19 protein-coding genes are annotated in these 16028 nt (G+C 68.1%); 6 read left to right on the top strand and 13 right to left on the bottom strand.

Annotation, left to right across the window (positions count from 1 at the left end; genetic code table 11):
- The first annotated feature begins 215 nt into the window (after nt 1–215).
- The 4 genes from IAE24_RS07790 (at nt 216) to IAE24_RS07775 (ending at nt 3639) form a co-directional block, all read left to right on the top strand.
- Nucleotides 216–527 (top strand): DUF4148 domain-containing protein, encoded by a 312-nt coding sequence (locus IAE24_RS07790; protein ID WP_013803916.1) that lies wholly within the window; start codon nt 216–218, stop codon nt 525–527.
- A 189-nt stretch (nt 528–716) separates the two neighbouring features.
- Nucleotides 717–1874, top strand: a complete 1158-nt coding sequence (gene pabB / locus IAE24_RS07785; RefSeq protein WP_199960136.1) for an aminodeoxychorismate synthase component I — start codon at nt 717–719, stop codon at nt 1872–1874.
- Nucleotides 1875–1888: 14 nt separating this feature from the next.
- Nucleotides 1889–2524 (top strand): aminotransferase class IV, encoded by a 636-nt coding sequence (locus IAE24_RS07780; protein ID WP_199960135.1) that lies wholly within the window; start codon nt 1889–1891, stop codon nt 2522–2524.
- Nucleotides 2525–2655: 131 nt separating this feature from the next.
- Nucleotides 2656–3639 carry a Bug family tripartite tricarboxylate transporter substrate binding protein gene (locus IAE24_RS07775; RefSeq protein ID WP_199960134.1) on the top strand — a complete coding sequence of 328 codons (984 nt, stop codon included), beginning with the start codon at nt 2656–2658 and terminating at the stop codon, nt 3637–3639.
- A 49-nt stretch (nt 3640–3688) separates the two neighbouring features.
- On the opposite strand, the gene IAE24_RS07770 is transcribed toward IAE24_RS07775, so the two are convergent.
- From IAE24_RS07770 to IAE24_RS07725, 10 genes are all read right to left on the bottom strand, one after another.
- Nucleotides 3689–4327 carry a tRNA-uridine aminocarboxypropyltransferase gene (locus tag IAE24_RS07770; RefSeq protein WP_088166251.1) on the bottom strand — a complete coding sequence of 213 codons (639 nt, stop codon included), beginning with the start codon at nt 4325–4327 and terminating at the stop codon, nt 3689–3691.
- A 15-nt stretch (nt 4328–4342) separates the two neighbouring features.
- Nucleotides 4343–4702, bottom strand: a complete 360-nt coding sequence (locus IAE24_RS07765; RefSeq protein ID WP_199960133.1) for a 5-carboxymethyl-2-hydroxymuconate Delta-isomerase — start codon at nt 4700–4702, stop codon at nt 4343–4345.
- A gap of 31 nt (nt 4703–4733) precedes the next feature.
- Complete coding sequence (bioF, locus tag IAE24_RS07760; RefSeq protein ID WP_199960132.1) at nt 4734–5951, bottom strand: 8-amino-7-oxononanoate synthase; 1218 nt, start codon at nt 5949–5951, stop codon at nt 4734–4736.
- Nucleotides 5948–6649 (bottom strand): dethiobiotin synthase, encoded by a 702-nt coding sequence (bioD, locus tag IAE24_RS07755; protein ID WP_043790591.1) that lies wholly within the window; start codon nt 6647–6649, stop codon nt 5948–5950. The genes bioF and bioD overlap by 4 nt, the downstream gene beginning before the upstream one ends.
- On the bottom strand, nt 6646–7968 hold the full coding sequence (bioA, locus tag IAE24_RS07750; RefSeq protein WP_199960131.1) for an adenosylmethionine--8-amino-7-oxononanoate transaminase: 1323 nt from the start codon (nt 7966–7968) through the stop codon (nt 6646–6648). Before bioA ends, bioD begins: the two co-directional genes overlap by 4 nt.
- 27 nt (nt 7969–7995) lie before the next feature.
- A complete protein-coding gene (panD, locus tag IAE24_RS07745; RefSeq protein ID WP_016449047.1) occupies nt 7996–8376 on the bottom strand; it encodes an aspartate 1-decarboxylase in 381 nt (126 codons plus the stop codon).
- 142 nt (nt 8377–8518) lie between these two features.
- Entirely contained in the window at nt 8519–8884 is a 366-nt protein-coding gene (locus tag IAE24_RS07740; protein ID WP_012203761.1) for a 6-pyruvoyl trahydropterin synthase family protein, read from the bottom strand.
- Nucleotides 8885–8892: 8 nt separating this feature from the next.
- Nucleotides 8893–9531: a 7-carboxy-7-deazaguanine synthase gene (gene queE, locus IAE24_RS07735; protein ID WP_034390787.1), complete on the bottom strand. Its 639-nt coding sequence runs from the start codon at nt 9529–9531 to the stop codon at nt 8893–8895.
- 59 nt (nt 9532–9590) lie between these two features.
- Nucleotides 9591–10457, bottom strand: a complete 867-nt coding sequence (locus IAE24_RS07730) for a segregation and condensation protein A (RefSeq protein WP_013803906.1) — start codon at nt 10455–10457, stop codon at nt 9591–9593.
- Between the two features lie 75 nt (nt 10458–10532).
- The gene (locus IAE24_RS07725; protein WP_012203764.1) at nt 10533–10736 is read right to left on the bottom strand and encodes a DUF3460 family protein; all 204 of its coding nucleotides are present in this window, start codon (nt 10734–10736) and stop codon (nt 10533–10535) included.
- Nucleotides 10737–10782: 46 nt separating this feature from the next.
- Between IAE24_RS07725 and IAE24_RS07720 the strand changes: the two genes are divergently transcribed.
- Nucleotides 10783–11280, top strand: a complete 498-nt coding sequence (locus IAE24_RS07720) for an outer membrane protein assembly factor BamE (protein WP_199960130.1) — start codon at nt 10783–10785, stop codon at nt 11278–11280.
- Between the two features lie 164 nt (nt 11281–11444).
- On the top strand, nt 11445–12095 hold the full coding sequence (locus IAE24_RS07715) for a YitT family protein (RefSeq protein ID WP_199960129.1): 651 nt from the start codon (nt 11445–11447) through the stop codon (nt 12093–12095).
- Nucleotides 12096–12097: 2 nt separating this feature from the next.
- Here IAE24_RS07715 and IAE24_RS07710 read toward each other — a convergent pair whose 3' ends face one another.
- The 3 genes from IAE24_RS07710 to IAE24_RS07700 form a co-directional block, all read right to left on the bottom strand.
- Complete coding sequence (locus IAE24_RS07710; RefSeq protein WP_043824581.1) at nt 12098–12394, bottom strand: hypothetical protein; 297 nt, start codon at nt 12392–12394, stop codon at nt 12098–12100.
- 135 nt (nt 12395–12529) lie between these two features.
- Nucleotides 12530–14596 carry a methionine--tRNA ligase gene (gene metG, locus IAE24_RS07705; RefSeq protein ID WP_199960128.1) on the bottom strand — a complete coding sequence of 689 codons (2067 nt, stop codon included), beginning with the start codon at nt 14594–14596 and terminating at the stop codon, nt 12530–12532.
- A gap of 140 nt (nt 14597–14736) precedes the next feature.
- The gene (locus IAE24_RS07700; RefSeq protein WP_199960127.1) at nt 14737–15975 is read right to left on the bottom strand and encodes a patatin-like phospholipase family protein; all 1239 of its coding nucleotides are present in this window, start codon (nt 15973–15975) and stop codon (nt 14737–14739) included.
- Between the last annotated feature and the right edge of the window lie 53 nt (nt 15976–16028).

Here is a 16028-nt window from a genome sequence, read left to right as displayed (position 1 = left end):
TCTGCCGCGGCTGTTTCAAGCCGCGAAAAACACTGTTTCAGGAACGCGTGAATTCGCCTTCTGTCGAGGGGAGCACGGGTGAAAAGGCAGCGGGCCGCCCGGGCCGGATGCGAAAACACGTGAGAAAACGCACAGACGAAGAATGCTGCAGCGCCGCATAGTACGTCCATGCCGTGAGGAAATGGATGCCGAGCGGCCTTTTGAAAGGATCTGACATGCGTACCCTCTCCGCTGCACTGGCCGCCCTGACCCTGGGCCTCGCCGGCACTGCAATGGCCCAAGAAGCCGTTTCCCCCTCGTCCTCCGCCACCGCAGGCCTGAGCCGCGCCGAAGTGCTGGCCGACCTCGAAATGTGGCACCAGGCGGGCATGACCTACCTGCCCTCGCCTTCGGCAGACCGCGACATCAGCTACAACTCGGCCGAATACCAGCGCGGCCTGGCCCGCTACCAGCAACTGCGCAGCGGCCCCGCCTACCGTGAGGCCGTGGCCCGCCTGGAAGGCCAGCACACCGTCACGCAGAAGTGATGTGAATGGATATGGGTCCGGCATGGTGCCGGGCCTGTTGGTGGAAAGCGTCCTTTCGGGACGCTTGGTTTGGCGCCCTTCGGGGCGCTTTTTTGTTTCCCTCGCTCTACACTGGGCGGCCCCGTGTCAGTGGCTGCTATCGATAGCGAAGCTGCTGATGCAAGTACAGCATGCGTTGACGGCCGTTTTGTGAAGTTTCTGATCGATTTTCCCAACCCCCATGACGGTTCGGCCGCCCGGCTGCGCCATGGCTTCGGGCCGCCGCTGCGCAGCCTGACAGCCCGTGCGCCCGAGCAGGTGCGCGGTGTGCTTGACGCCGTGCAGCAGGCCGCCCAGGCCGGCCTGTGGTGCCTGGGCTGGGTGCGCTACGAGGCGGCGGCGGCGTTTGACGCGGCCTACGCGGGCGCCTTGCATGCCACGCCGCCAGGCGAGCCGCTGGCCTGGTTTGCCGTCTTCGACGGCCCCCGGCCCTGGCCTGAAGACGCGGACGCAGTCGATGCCGGCCCTCAGGTGCAATCTCAGGTGCAATGGCAGCCCGGCCTGGAGCGCGCCGATTTCGATGCCGCCATTGCGCGCATCCACGAGGCGATTGCGGCCGGTGACTGCTATCAGATCAATTACACGGCCCAGTTCATGGGCCGGCTGCTGGGCGACATCCCATCGCTGTTCGCCGCGCTGCGCCGTGCCCAGCCGGGCGGCTACGTGGCCTGCATGGACAGCGGCGACGAGCAGGTGCTGTCCGTCTCGCCCGAGCTGTTCTTCGACTGGGATGGCGAGCGCATCCTCACGCGCCCCATGAAGGGCACGGCGCCCCGTGGCGCCACGCCTGCACAGGACGAGGCGAATGTCCAGGCCATGCGGTCCTCGCCCAAGGAGCGGGCCGAGAACGTGATGATCGTGGACCTGCTGCGCAACGATGTCTCGCGCATTGCCGAGCCTTTCAGCGTCCAGGTGCCGCGCCTGTTCCATGCCGAACCCCTGCCCACCGTGTGGCAGATGACGTCCGACGTGCAGGCGCGCACGCGGCCCGGCACGGGCCTGGCGGACGTGTTTGCGGCACTGTTTCCCTGCGGCTCCATCACGGGTGCGCCCAAGCGCCAGGCCATGCGGCTCATCCACGAGCTGGAATCGGGTCCGCGCGGCGTGTACTGCGGCGCCGTGGGCGTGGTGCGGCCCGGCATCGCCGCGGGGCGCGTGCACGCCACCTTCAATGTGCCCATACGCACGGTGGTGGCGCGTGGCACGGAACTGCGCTGCGGCATCGGCAGCGGCATCACCTCGGGCGCCGAGGCGCCTGCCGAATGGCAGGAATGGCGCCACAAGAGGGCTTTTCTGGACAAGGTGTGAAAGGGCGTGCAGCCATGGCGGATACGGACTTGGATTTCGACATTCTGGAAACCCTGGCCCTGCGGGATGGCGGTTTCATCCACCTGCAGCGCCATGTGGCGCGCATGCAGGACGCGGCGCGGCATTTCGGCCGGCCCTGCACGGATGCCGTGCTGGAGCAGGCCCTGCAGCAACTGCGCCAGGCGCACGCCAGCGGCCACTGGCGCGTGCGCCTGGCGCTGGATGCCGCGGGGCGGATACAGACCCAGGCGGCGCCGCTGCCGCCTTCCGCCACGCCTGTTCGGCTGGCGCTGGCCGACCGGCCCATCGCCAATGCGGTGGCGCATGGCGACTGGGTGCGCTTCAAGACCTCGCGCCGCGCGCACTACGACAGCCTGCAGCCCACCGATGCCTCGGTGTTCGACACCGTGCTCCACAACGAGGACGGCGAGATCACCGAGGGCACGCGCGGCAACATCGCCGTGCTGCTGGCGGGCCGCTGGGTGACCCCGCCGCTGTCCAGCGGCCTGCTGCCCGGCGTGGGCCGCGCGGTGGCGCTGGACGAGGGCCGCGTGGCGGAGCACCCGGTGCGGCTGGACGATCTGCCGCGCGTGCAGGGCTGGGCCTTCGTCAACAGCCTGCGCGGCTGGCTGCCGGCAGTTCTGCGCTGAACTGCAGGCCGGGGTCGAACTCATGGTTTTCAGGGATGGATTCCACAAGGCAATGTCAGACAATCGGTGAATATTGTTGAGCAATATCATTTTGATTGTTGGCTGATGCCTGTCTCCCTTGAGATCGATCCATGCATGAATTCCGTATTTCCCGCCGCGCGCTGATCAGCGCCGCGGCTGTCCTGGCGGCGGGCCCGCTGTGCGCCCAGACCACCTATCCCAACAAGCCCATTCGCGTCGTCGTCGGCTACGCGGCAGGCGGCTCGGTCGACCTGGTGGGGCGCGTGGTGGGTGACATCCTGGCCAAGCACCTCAATGCGACCGTCGTGGTCGACAACGTGCCCGGTGCCGCCGGCGTGGTGGCCGCGCAGCGCGTGGTCGGTGCCAAGGCCGACGGCTATACCCTGCTCGCAGGCTCCAGCAACGAATTGGCGGGCACGAAGTTCGTCAACGCCGCGCAGAAGTACGACCCGGCCACGGACCTGACCGGCATCGCGCTGACCGGCGTGCTGCCCAACCTGTGGGTGGCCGGCACCAAGATGCCGGCCAAGACCATCGACGAGTTCATCGCCCTGGCCAAGGCCCATCCCGGCAAGTACAGCTACGGCAGCCCGGGCATCGGGTCCACGCCGCATTTCTCGGGCGAGCTGATCAAGAAGATTGCCGGGGTGGACATCGTCCATGTGCCTTACAAGGGATCGGCCGCGATGACCAGCGACCTGGCGGGCGGCAACCTGGATTTCGCCATCGTCTCTCCCTCGGTGGCGGCTCCGTTCATCCAGAGCGGCAAGATCAAGGCCCTGGGCGTGACCACGGCCCACCGCATCGCCATGATGAAGGACGTGCCCGCACTGGGCGAGAACGCTGCGCTCAAGGGCTACGCGCTGAGCGGCTGGTTCGGGCTGGCGGGACCCAAGGACCTGCCTGCCGAGGTGGTGGCCAGCCTGCAGAAGGCCTTGAAGGCTGGCCTGGCCGATCCGGCGATGCGCGCGCGCCTGGAAGGGGCGGGCATCATTGCCGCCACGGGCGACGAAAACCTGGGCCAGATCATCCGTACCGACATGGGCAAGTACGCCGAACTGGTCAAGTTCGCCAAGATCACGCCGGAAAACTGAAGCAGGGCCGGCCGCCATGAAAAAACGCCTCGTTTCCCGAGGCGTTTTTTCATTCGGGCCTGTGCAGGGCATGCAGGGACAGCAGCCCCTCGAACGCATCGCGCAGCGGCTGCAGCGACGGGCCGGCAGGCGCCAGCCGTTGCAGCGCGCAGGCCGCTGCCTCCAGCGTGGACAGCTGGCCCGGCGCATGGGCCTTGCGCAGGGCGCCGTAGCGCGAGGCGGGAAGGTCGCCCTGCAGTGCCAGGCGCGGCAGGGCCTGCAGGCCGGGGTTGAGGTAGAGCATCTTGCGGCTCTTGCGCCAGGTGGCGTCCAGCACCACCAGGCGCAGGTCCTCGGGGCATGGCGCGGGCTGCGGCCAGGGCGCTTGCCTGGCCAGGCCCAGCTGGTCGCCGTGCGGCGTTTCCGGATAGAGCAGTACGGCCTGCCGCGGGGCGTCGCCCGACTGCCAGGGCGCGTGCAGCAGTGCCTGCAACTGCGCTGGCTCGAAGGCCTCGCCCACCGCCAGGCGGCTGGCGGGCAGGCACAGGTGCAGCAGCCGGCCCGTGCCCTTGGCCTGCAGTTCTTCCTCGGGATGCTGGAGCACCAGCAGCTGCACCGCATGCGGCACCGGCTGCACCAGGGGGCACAGGCAGGTGCGCTCAGGGCGCAGGCATTGTGCGCAGCGTGCGCGGGTGCTCACGGCGGACAAGGCCCGGCGCCTGCCTTACAGGCGACCCTTGTAGTAGCTGGGCTTGTCCATGTCGGCGATTTCCACGCTGAGCTGGACCATCATGCCGGCCGGCTGGGGCGTGAGGCGGCGCAGCACCGCGGCAATGCCTTCGGACAGTTCTTTCTTGGCCGTTTCGGTACGGCCCGCCAGCAGGCGCAGCTGCACGTGGACGAAGCCGCGGTTGGCCGGTGCCGAGCCGATCTCGAACTGGCTGACCGGCAGCAGGCGGGCCTTGACGTCGGCCTCGTCCAGGATGCTGGGGTGGCTGCAGACGAAGGCGTTGAGTTCGGTCAGCAGTTGCTGGCCGGGCAGGCCGGCGAGGTTGTCGGTGTACTCGACGTAGAGATGGGGCATGGATGTCTCCGTTCCGGTGGTGAAGAGGGATTCAGGGTAGGGGTGGGGCCAGGCGCGAGACCTCGTCCAGCGCCGTCAGCAGCAGCTGCACGTCGATGCGCGTGTGGGAGGCCGACAGCGCGATGCGCAGCCGCGCCGTGCCTTCGGGCACGGTGGGCGGGCGGATGGCGGGCACCCACAGGCCGCGCTCGCGCAGGCCTTCCATCACGGCCAGGGCCGTGGCGTTGGAGCCTATGACCAGGGCCTGCACGGCGGTGCGCGAAGGCAGCAACTGCCAGCCCGTGCGAGCCAGCAGTGGCGTGAGGCCGGCGCGCAGCTCGGCAATGCGTTCGGCCAGGGACTCGCGGCGCTCGTCCTCGGCCTCGATCAGGGCCACGCTGGCCTGCAGCGCGCTGGCCAGCATGGGCGGCGCGGCCGTGGCGAAGATGTAGCTGCGCGTCTTTTGCAGCAGCCACTCGACCAGCATGTCGCTGCCCGCGACAAAGGCACCGGCCACGCCAGCGGCCTTGCCCAGCGTGGCCATGTAGAGCACGCGGGGCGAGGCATTTGCGCCCGTCAGTCCCGCCTCGGCCAGGCTGCCCCGGCCTTGTGGGCCGAGCACGCCGAAGCCATGCGCGTCGTCGAGCAGCAGCAGCGCGTCGTACTGCTCGCACAGCGCCAGCAGTCCGCGGATGTCGGCCACGTTGCCGTCCATGCTGAACACGGCATCGCTGATGACCAGCTTGCGGCGGGCCGTGCTGGCGGCCAGTTGCGCGGCCAGATCGGACAGGTCGGCATGGGCATAGCGGTGGACCTGGGCACGCGACAGGCGGGCGCCGTCGATCAGGCAGGCGTGGTTGAGCGCATCGGAGAACAGGGCATCGCCAGCACCCACCAGGGCCGGCACGATGCCGGCATTGGTGGCGTAGCCCGCATAGAAGTAGAGCGCACGCGGCAGTTGCACGAAGTGCGCCAGCTGTTCCTCCAGCGCGGCGTTGGCCGTGCTGTGGCCGCTGACCAGAGGCGAGCCGCCCGAGCCCACGCCAAAGGCCTGGGCGCCCGCGCAGGCGGCGCGCACCAGGGTGGGGTGGCCGGCCAGGCCCAGGTAGTCGTTGCTGCAAAAGGCCAGCATGGGGTGACCGTCCACCTCCATGTGGGCGCCGCTGGCGGCGCCCTGCAGCGGCGCCGTGGCGCGGCGGCGGCGGCGCAGGTGGGCCGCGTCGAGCTCGGCGATGCGCGCGGGGATGTCGTCCAGCCAGGAGCCGCTCATTGCCATTGCTCCGGCAGGGTATAGGTGGTGGCGCGCGGGTCGGGGTGCTGCTGGAAGGGGATGTCGGCCAGCAGCGGCGCCTGCAGTTGCCGGTCCAGGTGCTGGCGCAGCCATGCCATGTTTTCCTCGGGCACCAGCATGGCGGGGTCCACGCGGCTGGCAATCCAGCCGGCCAGGCGCAGGCCGCGCGCGCGGATGGCCTCGGCCGTGAGGGCGGCGTGGTTCAGGCAGCCCAGCCGCAGGCCCACGACCATGACCACGGGCAGGTCCAGCGCGCAGGCCAGGTCGGCGCCCGAGAGCTGGTCGGACAGCGGCACGAGAAAGCCGCCCGCGCCTTCCACCACCACGGCGTCGGCCTGTTCGGCCAGGCGCCGGTAGCTGTCCACGATGTGTGCGATCTCTATGGAGCGGCCCGCGCGCTGCGCGGCGATGTGCGGCGACATGGGATCGGGCAGCAGCACGGGGTTGTCGAGTTCGGGCGGCACGGCCAGGGTGGAGGCGGCGCGCAACGCCAGCGTGTCCTCGTTGGCCCAGCCGCCGTGGCCGTCGGGCTCGGCGCCTGCGGCCACGGCCTTCATGCCCACCACGCGGGCATGGTGGCGGGCCAGCGCATGCAGCAGCCCGCAGGAGGCCAGGGTCTTGCCCACGCCCGTGTCGGTGCCGGTGACAAAGCAGCCAATGGTGCGGTGGGCGTTCACGAATGGTTCTCCTGGGCCAGGGTGTCTTCAAGGGCGGCCAGCGCGCTGGCCGCCAAGTGCTGCACGGCTTCTTCGTCCAGCAAATAGGGCGGCATGGCGTAGAGGGTGTTGCTGATAGGGCGCAGCAGCAGCCCGCGCTCCAGTGCGGCTGCGCTGTAGCGGCGCGAGAAATCGGGCAGGGAGGTCTGCACATCCCAGGCCCAGATCATTCCCTGGCGCCGTGCGTGGCGCACGCGGGCGTGCTGGTTCAAAGGGGTGAAGGCGCCGTCAAGCCTTTGCGCCAGCGCGAGGTTGGCGTTGATGGCATCGGTCTGCTCGAACAGCTCCAGCGTGGCCAGGGCCGCGCGGCAGGCCAGCGGGTTGCCGGTGTACGAGTGCGAGTGCAGGAAGCCGCGCGCCACGGAATCGTCGTAGAAGGCGGCGTAGACGGTCTCGGTGGTCAGCACGGCCGACAGGGCCAGCGTGCCGCCCGTCAGGCCCTTGGACAGGCAGATGAAGTCCGGCCGTATGCCGGCCTGCTGGTGGGCGAACATGCTGCCCGTGCGGCCGAAGCCCACGGCGATCTCGTCCACCACCAGGTGCACCTCGTAGCGGTCGCACAGGGCGCGCGCCAGGCGCAGGTATTCGGGGTCGTGCATGGCCATGCCGGCCGCGCACTGCACCAGCGGCTCGACGATGAGGGCGGCCGTGGTCTCGTGGTGCTGCTCCAGCCACTGGCGCAGGCCTTCGGCGGCGCGCCGTGCCACATCGACCGGGCTTTCGCCGCCTTGCGCGCCGCGTGCATCGGGGCTGGGCACGGTGTCGGCCAGGCGCACCAGGGGCGCATAGGCTTCGCGGAAGATGGGGATGTCGGTCACGGCCAGCGCGCCCACGGTTTCGCCGTGGTAGCCGCCGGCCAGGCCGGCAAAGCGGCTCTTGGCGGGGCGGCCCAGGTTGCGCCAGTAGTGCGCGCTCATCTTGAGGGCGATCTCGGTGGCCGATGCGCCGTCGCTGCCGTAGAAGGCATGGCCCAGGCCGGTGAGCGTGGCCAGCCGTTCGGACAGCTCGACCACGGGCGCGTGCGTGAAGCCGGCCAGCATCACATGGTCCAGCCTGGCGAGCTGGTCGGTGAGCGCGGCCTGGATGTGCGGATGGCTGTGGCCGAAGAGGTTGACCCACCAGGAGCTGACGCCATCCAGGTAGCGGCGCCCTTCGGTGTCGTGGAGCCAGGGCCCCTGGGCGCGCGCGATGGCGATGGGGGGCGCGGCCTCGTGCCGCTTCATCTGGGTGCAGGGGTGCCACACAGCCGCAAGGCTGCGGGCGGCAAGCGATTGAGTCATCGCGCGATTGTCACACCGCAGCGCAGCTCACAGCTGCTGCGTGGGAACGTGGTGGCGCAGTTCGACCTGGCGGTTGGCATCGTCCACGAAGACCAGCTGGGGCCGGTGCTCGGCCACGTCGGTCTCATGCACCTGGGCGAAGGAGGCAATGATCAGCAGGTCGCCCACGGCGGCACGGCGCGCGGCCGAGCCGTTGACCGAGATCATGCCGCTGCCGCGCTGGCCCTTGATGGCATAGGTGACGAAGCGCTCGCCGTTGTCGATGTTCCAGATGTGCACCTGCTCGTTCTCGACGATGTTGGCGGCGTCCAGCAGGTCCTCGTCGATGGCGCAGGAGCCTTCATAGTGCAGCTCGCATTGCGTGGTCTTGACGCGGTGGATCTTGGATTTGAGCAGGGTGCGGAACATGTTTGTCTCTCGAGGGGCGCTTTGCGCGGTCTTGATGGGGCCTGGGCTGGCAAAAAAAGCCACCAAGTCTATATGCGAAGGAGAAATCCCATGAAGGCCGTGAAGTTGTTCAACGGCAGTGGCGCCGCTGAGGGGCCTGGCTTCAGTTCAGGTCGAGCACGCAGCCATCGCCGATGCTGTCGCGCCATACGCGGATGCGGCTGGGGGCGGGCTGCAGGTCGGCCAGGGAATCGGCAATGAACAGGCACAGGTTTTCCAGCGTGGGCTTGCCCAGGCCGGGGATTTCGTCGAGAAAGCGGTGGTCCAGCGCGTCGCCCAGGGTCTTCAGGCGCGAGCGCAGGTAGCCCAGGTCGATCACCATGCCGTTGTCCGGATTGCGCGGGCCGGTGACGCTGACTTCGGCATAGTAGGTGTGGCCGTGGATGCGGCGGCTGCTCTCGGTCTCGATGGCGCGTTCCAGCGTGTGGGCGGCATCGAAGAAAAAGCGCTGGTGTACGGTGAACTGCATGGCAAAAATCAGCGGATGCCGGTGAGCTTGTGGGTCTGCAGGCTCAGGCGCCAGGCCGGGCGCTGCAGGCATTGCGCTATGCAGGCGGCCGTGTTGTCGGCCTGCAGGACGTTGTCCATGGGCTGCAGGAAATAGCGGTCGAAACGGGTACCGGCCTCGATGGCCTGCAGATCGAAGCCGGGCTGCGGCCAGACCAGCTTGAGCTCCTGGCCGCTGCGCTGCACCCAGTCGGCGCCGGCCTTGGGGCTGATGCACAGCCAGTCGATGCCCTCGGGCGCGGCCACCGTGCCATTGCTTTCCACGGAAATGCGAAAGCCGCGCGCATGCAGGGCGGCGATCAGGGGCTCGTCCACCTGCAGCAGGGGCTCTCCCCCGGTCAGCACCACCATGCGGTGCTGGCTGTCGCCGGCCGGCCATTGGGACAGGATGCGTTCGGCCAGGGCGTCGGCCGTGGCGAACTTGCCGCCCAGCGTGCCGTCGGTGCCCACGAAGTCGGTGTCGCAGAACTGGCAGATGGCGCTGGCGCGGTCCTGCTCACGGCCGGTCCAGAGGTTGCAGCCTGCAAAGCGGCAGAAGATGGCCGGCGTGCCGGCCTGGCCGCCCTCGCCCTGCAGGGTGTAGAAGATTTCTTTGACGCTGTAAGTCATGGTGCATGGAGGCCGGTGGAGCCGGCCTGTCGGTGTGCGCGTGCCTGTATCCGTGCCCGCTAGACGGGCGTATAGGCCAGGCGCACGTAGATGGGCGCAAAGGCTTCGGCCTGGGTGATCTCGATCAGCGTTTCCTTGGCCAGCTCCAGCAGGGCGATGAAGGTCACGACCAGCACGGTCGAGCCTTTCTCGGGCTGGAACAGGGTCTCGAACTCGACGAAGCGCCGGCCCTGCAGGGCCTTGAGCACCTGGCTCATGTACTCGCGCACCGAGAGTTCCTCGCGCGTGATCTTGTGGCTTTGCACGAGCTTGGCGCGCTTGAGAATGTCGCGCCAGGCCGATTGCAGCTCGGCCACGTCCACATCGGGAAAGCGCGGCTGCAGGTTCTGCTCGATGTGGATCTGGGCCCGGAGGAAGTCACGCCCGTAGTGCGGCACCTGGCCGAGCTGGTGGGCAGCGAGCTTGATCTGCTCGTACTCGAGCAGCCGGCGCACCAGCTCGGCGCGCGGGTCCTCGGCCTCTTCGCCGCCTTCCTGCTTCTTGGGCGGCAGCAGCATGCGCGACTTGATCTCGATGAGCATGGCCGCCATCAGCAGGTACTCGGCCGCCAGTTCGAGGTTGCGGCTGCGGATCTCGTCGACATAGCGCATGTACTGGCGCGTCACGTCCAGCATGGGAATGTCGAGGATGTTGAAGTTCTGCTTGCGGATCAGGTACAGCAACAGGTCCAGCGGCCCTTCGAAGGCTTCGAGGAAGACCTCCAGCGCATCGGGCGGGATGTACAGGTCCTGCGGCAGGGCGAACAGCGGCTCGCCGTACAGGCGCGCCAAAGCCACCTGGTCGATCACGACCGGGGTGCCGTCGCCAGGAGGGGGGGATGTGGCGGAGGCGCCCGCAGGCGCCAGCGCGGATTCAGCCTCGGCCATGCCTTGCTGCCTGGGCGAATGCCGCATGCGCAGGGTGCACGGTGGGAACAGGCTGATTTTTCATCGCATGGGCAATCAGGAGTTCGTCTGGTAGACGTAGGGCTTCTGGTCCACGCGGCCGGCGCGCAGGTCTTCCCAGACTTCGTGGTTCACGTCCTTGTCCCACAGCAGAGAGCGGCCGGCCAGTTGCTGGCTGGGCAGCTCGGGCTTTTGCTTCTTCAGATCGTTGATGAAGTTGGTGGCGTCGGAGCGATAGTCGGGGCGGCGAAAGAATGACATAGTCTGATAACCTCTTGAATCGCGTGATTTTACCGGGACACCGCCGATGAACCTAGTCTCCCGTCTTCTGGGGGTTGCCGTGGCCGTGATGGGCATGCTCTCGCTGCCCGGCTGCGATCCCCAAAACATCAAGGAACTCGAAGAAGGCCTGTCCACCGAGGCCGACGTCCGCGCCCGCTTTGGCGAGCCCGAACGTATCTGGACCGAGCCCGACGGCTCGCGCACCTTCGAGTACAACCGCCAGCCTGCCGGCAGCCGCAACTACATGATCACCATCGGCACCGATGGCCGCATGAGCGCGCTGCGCCAGGTGCTGGCGCCGCACAACTTCGAGAAGATCCACCCCGGCATGGACGAGGAGCAGGTGCGCCGCATGCTGGGCAAGCCCGCCAAGATCACGCCCTACCAGCTCAAGCAGGAAACCGACTGGGACTGGAACTACATCGATCCCCCCACGCGCGACATGGAGTTCACCGTGACCTTCGGGCCCGACGGCCGCGTGCTGCGCAGCGCGGGCCGCGAGAAACTGCACGGCGGCGCCTGACAGCAGGCCCCGGCAAGCATCCTGCGATGCGCTGTACCCTGCACGCCACAGCGCGCCGGGGCAACAATCTCTAGAATCCGGGTTTGTACCTATGACACCCCATGGGTACGGTGAAGGCCCCGAACCGGGGCCTTTGCGACGATAGATCTGTCATCACCCCGACAATGTCCACGCCTTCCCTACCCGCTGCCGCGCCCGCTGCGCCTGTCCCGGCCACCGCTTCGCTGCGCCATGGCCTCTTCGAGGATGTCCAGGCTCTCTTCACCGGAACCCTGTTCGTGGGCATCGCCATGATGATGTTCGCCCAGGCGGGGCTTTTGACGGGAAGCACGGCGGGCCTGGCCTTCGTGCTGCACTACGCCACGGGCTGGCCGTTCGGCCTGGTCTTCTTCGCGATCAACATCCCGTTCTACTGGTTTGCCTGGACGCGCGTGGGCCGCACCTTCACGATCAAGACCTTCATCTGCGTGGGCGCGCTGTCGCTGATCACCGAAATGGGGCCGCGCCTCATCCACATCGACTACCTGCACCCGGCCTTTGCCGCCATCGCGGGCGGCCTGCTCATGGGCTCGGGCCTGCTGTTCCTGGCGCGCCACCGCTCCAGCCTGGGCGGCGCCACCATTGCCTCGCTCTACCTGCAGGACCGCTACGGCATCCGCGCCGGCAAGGTGCAGATGGCCATCGACTGCTGCGTGGTGCTGCTGGCGCTGTGGGTCGTGCCCTTCGAGCGCGTGGCCTGGTCGGTGCTGGCGGCCGTGGTCATGGGCGTGTTCCTGGCCGTGAGCCACCGGCCCGGGCGCTACGCCGGGCAGTAGCCTCAGGGCGTCAAAGGCTGCCCATCGGGCGTGCGGTAGCGGACCGTGATGCCGCTGTTGTCTGCGGCTGCCCCGTCATCGCTCATCGCATCGACGGCCTTGCCCACTCCCTTGCCGACGATTTTTACCGTGCCCACGGCCGCATCCGCGGCCAGCCCCACGGCCGAGGCCGTGACGCTGACCGCCGTGGCCGTTACGGCCACCACGGTGCAGCCGGACAGCAGGGCCGCGGCGCACAGGCAAAGAAAAGCCCCCAGGGCCGGGGACCGTGAGGGCTTGCGGGACTTTGCAGACTTCATGATTGTCGTCCAACACACTGTGCGCAATCTTTGAAACCGGCAGAGCCTAAGTCAGGGACGCCGAGGAAGGGCCGCCCCGCACCGAGGGTGTCGTCCCCCTTCAGGGGGAAGGCGCGAAGCGACTCAGGGGGCATTTCAATGTATACGCATGCCGGGTGTGGCGCCTGGGAAGGGCTCCAGCACGTAGATGCCGGGGTTGGCCTTCTCATCGGCGTGGCTGGCTGCCAGCACCATGCCTTCGGAGATGCCGAACTTCATCTTGCGCGGCGCCAGGTTGGCCACCATCACGGTGAGCTTGCCCTGCAGCTGCTCGGGCTGGTACATGCTGGAGATGCCGGAGAACACGTTGCGTGTCTTGCCTTCGCCCACGTCCAGCGTGAGCTGCAGCAGCTTGGTCGAGCCTTCCACGGGCTTGCATTCCACGATCTTGGCAATGCGCAGGTCCACCTTGGCAAAGTCGTCGATGCTGATGGTTTCGGCAATTTCCTCGCCACCGGGCAGGACCTTCTCGACCACGGGCTCGGGGGCCTCGAACAGGGCTTCCAGCTGCTTGACGTCCACGCGCTGCATCAGGTGCTTGTACAGGCCGATGGCATGGCCGGCGCCCAGCAGGTTCTGTGCGTCGGCGAACTGCAGCGGCGCCACGTTCAGGAAGCCTTCCACCTGTTCGGCCACGGCCGGCAGGATGGGCTTCAGGTAGATGGTCAGCAGCCGGAAGGCCTCGATGCAGGTGGTGCACACGTCCTGCAGGCGGGCGTCCATGCCTTCCTGCTTGGCCAGCTCCCAGGGCTTGTTGGCATCCACGTATTCGTTGACGCGGTCGCACAGCTGCATGATTTCGCGCACGGCGCGGGCCGTGTCGCGGTTCTCGAAGGCCTGGACAACGGCCTCGCTCTGGCCGCGCAGCTGGGTCAGCAGGGCCTGGCCGTCTTCGCTGACCGTGCCCAGCTTGCCGTCGAAGCGCTTGGCGATGAAGCCGGCCGCGCGCGAGGCGATGTTCACGTACTTGCCGATCAGGTCGGAATTGACGCGGGCCATGAAGTCATCGGGGTTGAAGTCGATGTCTTCATTCTTGCCGTTGAGCTTGGCGCCCAGGTAGTAGCGCAGCCACTCGGGGTTCATCTGCAGGCCCAGGTACTTGAGCGGGTCCAGGCCGGTGCCGCGGCTCTTGCTCATCTTCTCGCCGTTGTTCACGGTCATGAAGCCGTGCACGCAGATCTTGGTGGGCGTCTTGCGGCCGCTGAACTTGAGCATGGCGGGCCAGAACAGCGTGTGGAAGGTGATGATGTCCTTGCCGATGAAGTGGTACTGCTCCAGCGTGGGGTCGGCCATGTAGGCCTCGTAGTCCTCGCCACGGCGGTCCAGCAGGTTCTTGAGCGAGGCCAGGTAGCCCACGGGCGCGTCCAGCCAGACGTAGAAGTACTTGCCCGGCGCATCGGGGATCTCGATGCCGAAGTAGGGCGCGTCGCGCGAGATGTCCCAGTCGCCCAGGCCTTCGCTGGTCGTGCCGTCCGGGTTGGTGCGCACGCCGAACCATTCCTTGATCTTGTTGGCCACCTCGGGCTGCACATGCTGGCCGTCCTGGGTCCACTCGGTCAGGAAATCCACGCAGCGCGGGTCCGACAGCTTGAAGAAGAAATGCTCCGAGCTCTTGAGCACGGGCTTGGCGCCGGACAGCGCCGAGTAGGGGTTGATCAGGTCGGTGGGCGCGTAGACGGCGCTGCAGACCTCGCAGTTGTCGCCGTACTGGTCCTTGGCGTGGCAGCGCGGGCATTCGCCCTTGATGAAGCGGTCGGGCAGGAACATGTTCTTCTCGGTGTCGAAGAACTGCTCGATGGTGCGCGTCTCGATGAAGCCGGCAGCCTTCAGGTCCCTGTAGATCTGCTGGGCCAGCACGTGGTTCTCGGGCGCGTCGGTGTTGTGCCAGTTGTCGAAGGCGATGTGGAAGCCGTCCAGGTACTGCTTGCGGCCTGCGGCGATGTCGGCCACGAACTGCTGGGGCGTCTTGCCGGCCTTCTCGGCCGCAATCATGATGGGCGCGCCGTGGGCGTCATCGGCGCCCACGAAGTTGACCGCGTTGCCCTGCATTCGCTGCGCACGCACCCAGGTGTCGGCCTGGATGTATTCCATGATGTGGCCGATGTGGAAGTTGCCGTTGGCGTACGGCAGGGCGGTGGTGACGAAGAGTTTGCGTGCGGTCATGGATGGCGGCTTTCTCGGGGGAACCTGACATTCTAGAAGGGCTGGGCGGTTGTGGGGCGGCGATGGCTTTTCCGTGCAGGCCGACATACCAGGGAGTTGTTGCGGGCCTTCGCTGCGCTAGGCCTGTTGGCGGCAGGCCGTCAGTTGGCGACCAGCGGCCGTTGCCAGCCCAGGAACTGCTCTATGTCGCTGCGCCGCGCCAGCGCGTCGCGCCGGCCCAGGGCCATGAGTTCGCGGGTGAAGCTGCGCTCGAACAACAGGTAGCTGGCCAGGGCGGCGCCGCGCGGGTCACTGGCGTCCTGGCGCACGCCCAGGGCGCCCAGCAGGGTGCGCATGGGCAGCGGCAGCTGGCCCACGTGGCGCGCGGCGATGGCGTCTATGCGCTCGGACGGCGAGATGACCAGCAACTGCAGCGGGCGCAGCCGGCTGCGTTCGCGGTCGGCGGGGGGGATCAGGGCCAGGGTCTGGTTGATGCGCTCGGCGCGCTCCACGTCCAGGGACAGGGCGTCAAGGAAGATGCTCGACAGCGTGTGGCCCGCGATGTGGGCCAGCGACGGGTAGCTTGCGCCTTCTGGCGGCGGCCTGGCCGGCGGCTCGGTGCGCCGGCCCGCGCCCACGACGAGGATGCGCTCGGCGCCCAGGTGGATGGCGGGCGCCAGCGGCGCGGTCTGGCGCATGGAGCCGTCGCCGAAGTATTCGGTGGCGCCGTCCAGCGGCAGCGGCGTGGCCGGAAAGATGAAGGGGATGGCCGAGGAGGCCAGCAGGTGCGCGTGCGTGATCTGGGCGGCGGCGGCCTTGCGCTGGTTGCGCACCCAGGGCTGGAGCTGGTCCTGCGCCTGGCAGAAGGTCACATGCTCGCTGGTGGTGTAGCTGGAGGCGGACACCGCCAGCGCGCGCAGGTGGCCGTCCGCGATCAATTGCGGCAGGCGTTCCAGCGGAACCAGGCCGCGCGACAGCAGCCGGCCCAGCGGCTGGTTGTCCAGCAGCGAACGCGGGCGCATGCGGCCCCAGCGCGCCAGGGCCCAGCCCAGGGACAGCAGGGTCAGCCAGCGTGCGCCGCTGCGCAGCACGCTCAGCGAGTCGGACAGGTAGATGTTTTCGGGCCGCAGGTTGCGCCAGATGCGCGACATGCGGCGCACGGCCCGGTCGAAATGGTCGCTGCCGCAGGCCAGGGCCGCCGCGTTGATGGCGCCGGCCGAGGTGCCGACCAGGATGGGGAAGGGATTGGGGCCATGCTGCTGGCCGCAGGCGCGGCGTATCTCGGCAATGGCCTCCAGCACGCCGGCCTGGTAGGCGGCGCGGGCGCCGCCGCCGCTGAGCAGCAGTCCGGTGCTGGGGGGAGGGAGGCTGGAGTCGGGTGAGGGCGCGGCATCGGGCATGCCTGGAGTGTGCCGCGCGCCGGCCGTCATCAGATCAGGGGATGACCCCGAAG

Origin of the sequence: Delftia sp. S65 (genome assembly GCF_016516495.1) — a bacterium.
GTDB classification, from domain to species: domain Bacteria; phylum Pseudomonadota; class Gammaproteobacteria; order Burkholderiales; family Burkholderiaceae_C; genus Comamonas; species Comamonas acidovorans.
The sequence above is the reverse complement of the archived record's forward strand: the minus strand, read 5'-3'. Positions and strand labels throughout refer to the sequence as shown.

What these genes read in the sequence shown, in the direction of transcription:
- queE (WP_034390787.1), bottom strand. Translation starts at nt 9,531, where the DNA reads ATGACTTACAGCGTCAAAGAAATCTTCTACACCCTGCAGGGCGAGGGC.
- IAE24_RS07730 (WP_013803906.1), bottom strand. Translation starts at nt 10,457, where the DNA reads ATGGCCGAGGCTGAATCCGCGCTGGCGCCTGCGGGCGCCTCCGCCACA.
- IAE24_RS07740 (WP_012203761.1), bottom strand. Translation starts at nt 8,884, where the DNA reads ATGCAGTTCACCGTACACCAGCGCTTTTTCTTCGATGCCGCCCACACG.
- IAE24_RS07790 (WP_013803916.1), top strand. Translation starts at nt 216, where the DNA reads ATGCGTACCCTCTCCGCTGCACTGGCCGCCCTGACCCTGGGCCTCGCC.
- IAE24_RS07780 (WP_199960135.1), top strand. Translation starts at nt 1,889, where the DNA reads ATGGCGGATACGGACTTGGATTTCGACATTCTGGAAACCCTGGCCCTG.
- bioA (WP_199960131.1), bottom strand. Translation starts at nt 7,968, where the DNA reads ATGACTCAATCGCTTGCCGCCCGCAGCCTTGCGGCTGTGTGGCACCCC.
- IAE24_RS07715 (WP_199960129.1), top strand. Translation starts at nt 11,445, where the DNA reads ATGTCCACGCCTTCCCTACCCGCTGCCGCGCCCGCTGCGCCTGTCCCG.
- panD (WP_016449047.1), bottom strand. Translation starts at nt 8,376, where the DNA reads ATGTTCCGCACCCTGCTCAAATCCAAGATCCACCGCGTCAAGACCACG.
- IAE24_RS07720 (WP_199960130.1), top strand. Translation starts at nt 10,783, where the DNA reads ATGAACCTAGTCTCCCGTCTTCTGGGGGTTGCCGTGGCCGTGATGGGC.
- bioF (WP_199960132.1), bottom strand. Translation starts at nt 5,951, where the DNA reads ATGAGCGGCTCCTGGCTGGACGACATCCCCGCGCGCATCGCCGAGCTC.
- metG (WP_199960128.1), bottom strand. Translation starts at nt 14,596, where the DNA reads ATGACCGCACGCAAACTCTTCGTCACCACCGCCCTGCCGTACGCCAAC.
- IAE24_RS07725 (WP_012203764.1), bottom strand. Translation starts at nt 10,736, where the DNA reads ATGTCATTCTTTCGCCGCCCCGACTATCGCTCCGACGCCACCAACTTC.
- IAE24_RS07775 (WP_199960134.1), top strand. Translation starts at nt 2,656, where the DNA reads ATGCATGAATTCCGTATTTCCCGCCGCGCGCTGATCAGCGCCGCGGCT.
- IAE24_RS07700 (WP_199960127.1), bottom strand. Translation starts at nt 15,975, where the DNA reads ATGCCCGATGCCGCGCCCTCACCCGACTCCAGCCTCCCTCCCCCCAGC.
- IAE24_RS07710 (WP_043824581.1), bottom strand. Translation starts at nt 12,394, where the DNA reads ATGAAGTCTGCAAAGTCCCGCAAGCCCTCACGGTCCCCGGCCCTGGGG.
- IAE24_RS07765 (WP_199960133.1), bottom strand. Translation starts at nt 4,702, where the DNA reads ATGCCCCATCTCTACGTCGAGTACACCGACAACCTCGCCGGCCTGCCC.